The organism is Acinetobacter sp. AS5, assembly GCF_048957595.1.
Lineage (GTDB): Bacteria > Pseudomonadota > Gammaproteobacteria > Pseudomonadales > Moraxellaceae > Acinetobacter.
In genome coordinates, this window is sequence record NZ_JARDAL010000088.1 from 1 (window position 1) to 6,450 (window position 6,450).

Sequence of the window (6,450 nt, forward strand, 5' to 3'; positions counted from 1 at the left end):
CGCAGAATAACTTTCAACTTTTGCCAGTGTTGATCTGTCAGCATGGTACGAGGCATAGCGAATAGTAAAATTGGGTTCGGCGATTTGATTTTACTACTTCGCTATTTTTTTAAGCTAAAAGTGTCAACACACCCTAAATCTTTGGCACTAATTTTCAACACAAAAGCAATTTCATAAATTTTTTCAACAGTGAGATTAACCTCGCCACGTTCAATACGTCCCATATAACTACGATCTATCCCACATTGAAGAGCAAGGGATTCCTGAGTTAATTTTTGTTGTGTTCGTCTATTGCGGATTAATTGACCGATTGCTACTGATAATTCTGACATTTGTAACTAATTGCTCAAAAGAGAAATATCATCAATTGAGGACTATATATCCGCGGACTATAATCCTCTTTTTTATCAAAAAGATTTAATAGCTATGTTTCAATTTTATCTTCCACATACAGAAAAGTTTGAAAAAGTTTTTCTTCAAAATGAAATCCATGAATGGGAAGCGAAAATGTTTTTAAAAAAAATAAAAAATCTTAAAGGAAAAAATTCTACCATTCATGCATCGCATATATATGCATCTTTAAGAACATTATTGCGTCATGGATTCTTGAGTTTTAAAAGGTCAGAAAGTAACAGTCGTATATTCCTTTATAGTGAAACTGAAAAACTGAAACAGAATAGAAATCATTTTTTAAATAGCCGCTTAAAAAAGGTTATAGAACTTGAAAAAAGTTTAATAAACAAAAACATAATTAGCTTAAACACTCAAAAAGAGTACTTGCATGAACTCGTATTAAAATATCCTGAACTTAATTCAGAATTTATAAATTTAGATCAAAAAATTGATTTATACGGAGAAGAAAAAAGAGAGAAATTAAAGATTTTAGATAATATTTTAAAAATATTACGAAAATAAATAAGATAATATTTTTCAAAAATATTTACTTAAAAAACAACAAATTAATTAAAAAAAATAACTTGATTTAATTTTCTTTTGAAACTAAATTTCCTCCTATATCTTACAAATTTCAACGCTATGGCTAAATCTATTGAGCAAGTTAAGACAGAATTTCAAAAGAAAGGAATATCCTTTTCGGATTGGGCTAAGGAGAATAACTTTTCAACAGAATTGGTATATAGAGTCTTGAAAATGAATAGACTTCCTATTCGAGGAGAGAGTCACAAAATCGCAGTTAAATTGAGAATTAAAGATGATTGATAGTTGTGTGAAATTATTAATACGTCTTTTTCATGAACCATCAAATTTCTCATACTTAAAAATACTCTTGGAGTAATTATGAAAAAATAGAGAAAAATTCAATAAAAAACGGACCTTAAAAGGATCCGTTGGTGACTTTATATAGAAGAATATAAAGACGTGAGAATCATAGTATCTTCTCTGTATCGTCACCAGTCAAGTAAGTGCTATTCGATCGCAATAGTACAGATTAGCTCATTCTCAAATGTCTATTGAGAATAGAATTACTTATGGATGAACCGATATGTCTTATAAAACAGTTTTTTCAAAAACTGATATTCAAACCAATATCTTGAAACAAATTAGGATTGCCTTTGAATCAACAGCAAATGTAGCAGCTACACTTCATGGGCAACGTAAGATCCACCAAGGAGCATTTGGTCGTCGAACCTCTCTCTTCCCTAGTGAAAAGTGTTGTGGAGCAATACCATTAGAAAGCCGACTTGAACTTGCTCATGCACTATCGTTAGAACAAGATCCAAATGTCTTAAAATATCGCTCACAAGCATTAAAAATTTTACTGATCAATGAACAGTATTGTTTTCCAGATTTTTTAGTTCAAACCCAAAAAGGTGATTATGAAGTTCACGAAGTCAAACCATCCATAGCATCATTATCAACTGATGACTTAAACCGCTTTGCAATACTTTCCGATCTACTCCACTCAATTGATATTACTTTTAAGTTAATAGATCACAGAAATTTACCTAATGAATCAGAGATTTCTCAGTTGCTTTATTGGTATCAAAGAGGACATCAATACAACTGGAATACTTTCGAAATTAATTACGCTTTAGACCAGTTAAAGCTCAAAGAATTTGATAACTCAACGCAAGCCTATAAAACACTTGAATCAATTGGTCTTAAACAAGAACTAGCAGATTATCTATTTTTTCATCAAAGAATAAAGATTGGCGGAGTCAAAAAAGAAATAAGAGAGGCTCATTAACATGAATAATGCTCTTTTTATTCCCCAGCCAGGTTTTCGTTTTTATTTTAAAGAACATCCTGATTATATTTTTGAAATCGGTTCTGTAACCTATAACGCTATACGTTATGCAGCTATTGCGGGGGGTAAATCATTTTCGATATCCCCAAATGAGTTTGAAAGCCGGTATACATCAGGTGAAATTTTATGTGTCTTCGCACCAGATAAACTGATGATTAACCCCAAACATAGTATTGCGATTCATCGAAGAGAACGTTATGTAATAAGCGCCTTGCAGCTATTACAATACCCAACGAGTAATAATTTACTTTCACAATTAATACACCACATATCTGCTGAAATCCAAGACCCTAACCCACCTTCTAGCCGCACTGTTGCGAGATGGATAGCTCAATATAAGTCTGCTTTGGATAACAAGCTCAGCTTAAAACATAAATCGAAAGGCAATTTCACTTTGCGGTTCAGTCCAGAAATTTATCAAATTCTAAATCAAGCTATTAATGAGGTATATCTAAAACCAGAATACAGAAGTAGTAAAGATGTCCAAGCCCATATGCTTGGTCAGTTCATAGAGCAAGGCATCCCATTAGATAGTTTACCAACACGCAGATGTATTCAACGATATATCAAGAAATTAGATCCATTTATTGAACTGAAAGTAAAAAAAGGCTCTCGAATAGCAAAGAAAAAATTTCAAGCAGCGGGTAAAAGTATTATTAGTCCTTTTGCTATGTACATGGTCGAAATTGATACGCACTATCTCGACATTATTGTTATAGACCCAAAAACAAAAACTGCTTTAGGGCGGCCTTTTCTAGCATGTGCAATTGATGTTTACTCAAGAACAATTGTTGGATCTTATATCAATATGTACCCACCTAGTGCTGCAACAACATTAGAAGTAATTAAAGACATGATTACTCGGCCGAACCAAAAGCTACCAGGAGGAATTCCAAGCATCATCATTCCAGATAATGGTGTGGAATTTAAAAATAATGCTCTCGCAAGAGTTTGTGAACAACTGAAAATTACTCTAACTCCTTCTCAAGTTGGTACGCCTAATAACAAACCGCACATTGAACGTTTTTTTAGCACGCTGACACATGGAATTCTTCAAAAGCTACCTGGTACAACCTTCTCCAACCCAACAGAAAGAGGTGAATATAATTCCAGTAAAAATGCACAATTAACTTTGGAGCAACTAAGAGAATATATAAGCAGATGGATTAATGAGGTCTATCACCAATCTATCCATCACACGACAGGACGCTCACCCATCATCATGTGGCAAGATGCTATTGAAGATATCCAGCCTAGTTTTCTAACAGAAATAGATGCCAAAATTCTCTGTCGTAGGCCTATTGAAAGAAGTATTAATCACGGTCAAGTCCGAGTGGACAATATCAGTTATTTTTCTCATGCACTTACTACTTTACAAGCACAAGGCATAAAGACCGTTACTGTGCTTGTTGATGACTTAAATTTGAATGAAGTTTTTATCATTAATCCCAACAATAAAGATGTCGTCATTCAAGCGGACTCAACTAATCAAGACTATACATTTGGATTGACTCGTGTAACCCATTTAGAAGTTCAAAAACTTAAGAAAAATCAGTCACAATTAGATATAAAAAAGATCGGTCCAATGTCCGATTTATATTATTTATACAAACTTATGCACGAAATTCAAACCAATCTTGTCAGAAAAAAGCCAAGGTTAAAACCACTTACACTAGAGCTTCCCAAGCAGCTACAAAGAGTTGAAGAACAACTTCTTTCGAAGGAAAAGGATATTTCTGAACAATCTATTTCCACTATAAATACACCTACTTCAATTGATCAGTTTGGTTCTTTGGAGGTATTGAAACATGGAAAAATTTGACAACCGATTTGAACGGATTCGATCTATTAACAATATTGTCATTACCTCAAATGAATTTATGGCAGCTTTTACTGGTATACAAGATTGTGTCAAAAGAAGTATTTCTTATAGTGAACCAGTTGGAAGCATGCTGCTGGCAGAAGGAGGATTAGGAAAAACAACTTTATGCAAAGCAATCTTAAGCTTGATGCCACGTTCAGAAAAAACTGAAAAGGATCATAAAAAATCTATCATCCCAGCATGTTATGTAGAAGTACCCTCACCTGCCACAGTGAAATCATTAGCCATAATGATGCTCAAAGAACTGGGGGATATCACTTGTGAAAATGGATATGGTACGACTGAATACTTAACAAGTAGGCTTATTCATTTACTTGCCCAATGTGAAACCAAGCTTATATTTTTAGATGAGTTCCACCATTTATTTGAGCGTAAACCGACGTCGACAAGAATGAATCGAACTACAGGCAATTGGATTAAAACCTTAGTGAATAGAACTGGAATCAGTTTTTGTTTAGTTGGTTTACCTGAGTTTGTACCACTACTTCAAATTGATAGCCAAATTGCACGCAGATTTCAATTCATCTACCAGCTAAACCCATTAACTGTTGATCCCTCACAGGGGGGAAGTATGTTTGCATTTCTTGCCGAAGTTTCAAGAATTCTCGATAAGCAAAATATCACCTTCATGCCAGCTTTAGATAGCCAACTGGTAGGCATGCAAATTCAATTAGCAACGAAAGGTTATCACTCATACATTATGAGCCTTATTAGAGAAAGTATTACGCATGCTTTAAACGATGGTCGGCAGGTTATTAACTCTAATGATTTCAGTTATGCCTGGAAATTAGGTATCACGATATACATTAGCAAACAAAGTAAAAATCCCTTCGAAATGAATATGTCTCAAATTATCTCACTCATGAAATAAATATAATTATGCAAAATACTCTTTTAATCCAAGCAATTCCTTATGAAGATGAATCACCAATCAGCTTCCTACTAAGAACCGCCAAACTTAATGCACATAGTTCAATCTTTAATTTAGTCGGTAAAGTTAATTATCAATCTATCATTAAGGAATCACTCAATTACCATCTTGTAGACGATGTTCGCTTTAGCTTAGTTTTAAATGCTTTAAATATAAATAGTGATTACTCATACCTAGCATTTGAAAGATCAGGTCCTACAAATAGATCACCTAGAATAATAGGTGCTATTGAAGTGGATCATGAATTGCTTGTATTAGATAACATACGCTACTGTCCTATTTGCCTTGCTGAAAATGCGTATTTAAAAAAATTATGGATGCTCAAACCAATTTATGCATGCCCAACTCATTCTTGTTTTTTAATCGATTCTTGTCCCAATTGTGACAATCCTATCACATTAAAAGCGAGTGTAAAAAACTGCTCGTGCTGTGGTTATGAACTGGATAAAGCTCCCACCAGAGAAGCAACGTCTCTTGAAACAATTTATTGGTTTATTGACGTTCTAAATAATAACTCCAATAAACTGTTTAAAGAGTTCACAGCTTGCTGGAAAGCCTTCAATGAATTTTTTGAATTTGATGGATCTAATACAGACTTAAAGGTCTCTCTTTATGTCTATGAATATTTTCAGAGTCCTGAAACTTCAGTACTCAAACTAAGCTCATGTATCCATTCACGTCGTGATTACTCTCACCCAAGGATTCAACTATTACCTTTTTTAAAGTATGAACGATTTTTCAAACAGCACATTCAAACTGTAGAAGAAAATGCTTACGAATACAAAATTAGCGAAAAAAGTATTTCTAGAAAACTTAGCAATTATCAGATAAAACGTGTTTTGAAGGTTTCTCGTTTCGAGCTTGAGAAATTGATAGAAAGTGACTATTTGAAGTTTGGAAATAAAGAGCTTTATCATGGAAATATCTCAAGTTTAGATATTGAGCGCTTTATTATGGGCTTAAACAATGTGGATCAACCTACATTCGAAATACTAGATACAGTAACTATCTGTAATGATTGCATTGACTTAAAAGAGATTTCTAAAACTTTAGAAATCAATTATGAAACAGCAAGGAAACTGGCAAATAATGGATGGTTTGATGTAGACAAAAACGTTCAAATTGCAGATAAGCCCCAAATGTACTCAAAAAAAAAGTTCATACATTCCAAAGCAAATACATGCTAGTTGCAACGTTGGCTAAACAATTTAGAGTAAACCCTACAAATCTTGTGGAGAAATTAGAATCAATAGGTATAACGCCCGTTCATGGACCTCATATTGATTCGACCCCAATGTAAGCGTCCGCTGAATCCCATGCCTATTTTTTAATTTTGGTCGGATTTCCAGCGGTGTGGCAGTAATTCTTCTA

General features: G+C 33.7%; 7 protein-coding genes. 6 read left to right on the top strand and 1 reads right to left on the bottom strand.

All coding sequences use genetic code 11. The features are described 5' to 3' along the window. Nucleotides 1-101 precede the first annotated feature (101 nt). Complete coding sequence (locus tag PV763_RS16770) at nucleotides 102-332, bottom strand: helix-turn-helix domain-containing protein (RefSeq protein ID WP_087662168.1); 231 nt, start codon at nucleotides 330-332, stop codon at nucleotides 102-104. A 94-nt stretch (nucleotides 333-426) separates the two neighbouring features. Between PV763_RS16770 and PV763_RS16775 the strand changes: the two genes are divergently transcribed. The 6 genes from PV763_RS16775 to PV763_RS16800 all read left to right on the top strand — a co-directional run bounded on the left by PV763_RS16775 (nucleotide 427) and on the right by PV763_RS16800 (nucleotide 6,266). Then, complete coding sequence (locus PV763_RS16775) at nucleotides 427-915, top strand: hypothetical protein (RefSeq protein ID WP_143225370.1); 489 nt, start codon at nucleotides 427-429, stop codon at nucleotides 913-915. A 120-nt stretch (nucleotides 916-1,035) separates the two neighbouring features. Then, nucleotides 1,036-1,218 carry a DNA-binding protein gene (locus PV763_RS16780; protein WP_087662181.1) on the top strand — a complete coding sequence of 61 codons (183 nt, stop codon included), beginning with the start codon at nucleotides 1,036-1,038 and terminating at the stop codon, nucleotides 1,216-1,218. 283 nt (nucleotides 1,219-1,501) lie between these two features. Next, the gene (locus PV763_RS16785) at nucleotides 1,502-2,206 is read left to right on the top strand and encodes a hypothetical protein (RefSeq protein ID WP_087662170.1); all 705 of its coding nucleotides are present in this window, start codon (nucleotides 1,502-1,504) and stop codon (nucleotides 2,204-2,206) included. Between the two features lies 1 nt (nucleotide 2,207). Beyond that, entirely contained in the window at nucleotides 2,208-4,088 is a 1,881-nt protein-coding gene (locus tag PV763_RS16790) for a Mu transposase C-terminal domain-containing protein (protein WP_087662171.1), read from the top strand. After that, complete coding sequence (locus PV763_RS16795; protein ID WP_178319611.1) at nucleotides 4,075-5,019, top strand: TniB family NTP-binding protein; 945 nt, start codon at nucleotides 4,075-4,077, stop codon at nucleotides 5,017-5,019. Before PV763_RS16790 ends, PV763_RS16795 begins: the two co-directional genes overlap by 14 nt. An 8-nt stretch (nucleotides 5,020-5,027) precedes the next feature. Further along, a complete protein-coding gene (locus PV763_RS16800; RefSeq protein ID WP_228148564.1) occupies nucleotides 5,028-6,266 on the top strand; it encodes a TniQ family protein in 1,239 nt (412 codons plus the stop codon). The last annotated feature ends 184 nt before the right edge of the window (nucleotides 6,267-6,450 follow it).

What these genes read in the sequence shown, in the direction of transcription:
- PV763_RS16790 (WP_087662171.1), top strand. Translation starts at nt 2,208, where the DNA reads ATGAATAATGCTCTTTTTATTCCCCAGCCAGGTTTTCGTTTTTATTTT.
- PV763_RS16770 (WP_087662168.1), bottom strand. Translation starts at nt 332, where the DNA reads ATGTCAGAATTATCAGTAGCAATCGGTCAATTAATCCGCAATAGACGA.
- PV763_RS16775 (WP_143225370.1), top strand. Translation starts at nt 427, where the DNA reads ATGTTTCAATTTTATCTTCCACATACAGAAAAGTTTGAAAAAGTTTTT.
- PV763_RS16780 (WP_087662181.1), top strand. Translation starts at nt 1,036, where the DNA reads ATGGCTAAATCTATTGAGCAAGTTAAGACAGAATTTCAAAAGAAAGGA.
- PV763_RS16785 (WP_087662170.1), top strand. Translation starts at nt 1,502, where the DNA reads ATGTCTTATAAAACAGTTTTTTCAAAAACTGATATTCAAACCAATATC.
- PV763_RS16795 (WP_178319611.1), top strand. Translation starts at nt 4,075, where the DNA reads ATGGAAAAATTTGACAACCGATTTGAACGGATTCGATCTATTAACAAT.
- PV763_RS16800 (WP_228148564.1), top strand. Translation starts at nt 5,028, where the DNA reads ATGCAAAATACTCTTTTAATCCAAGCAATTCCTTATGAAGATGAATCA.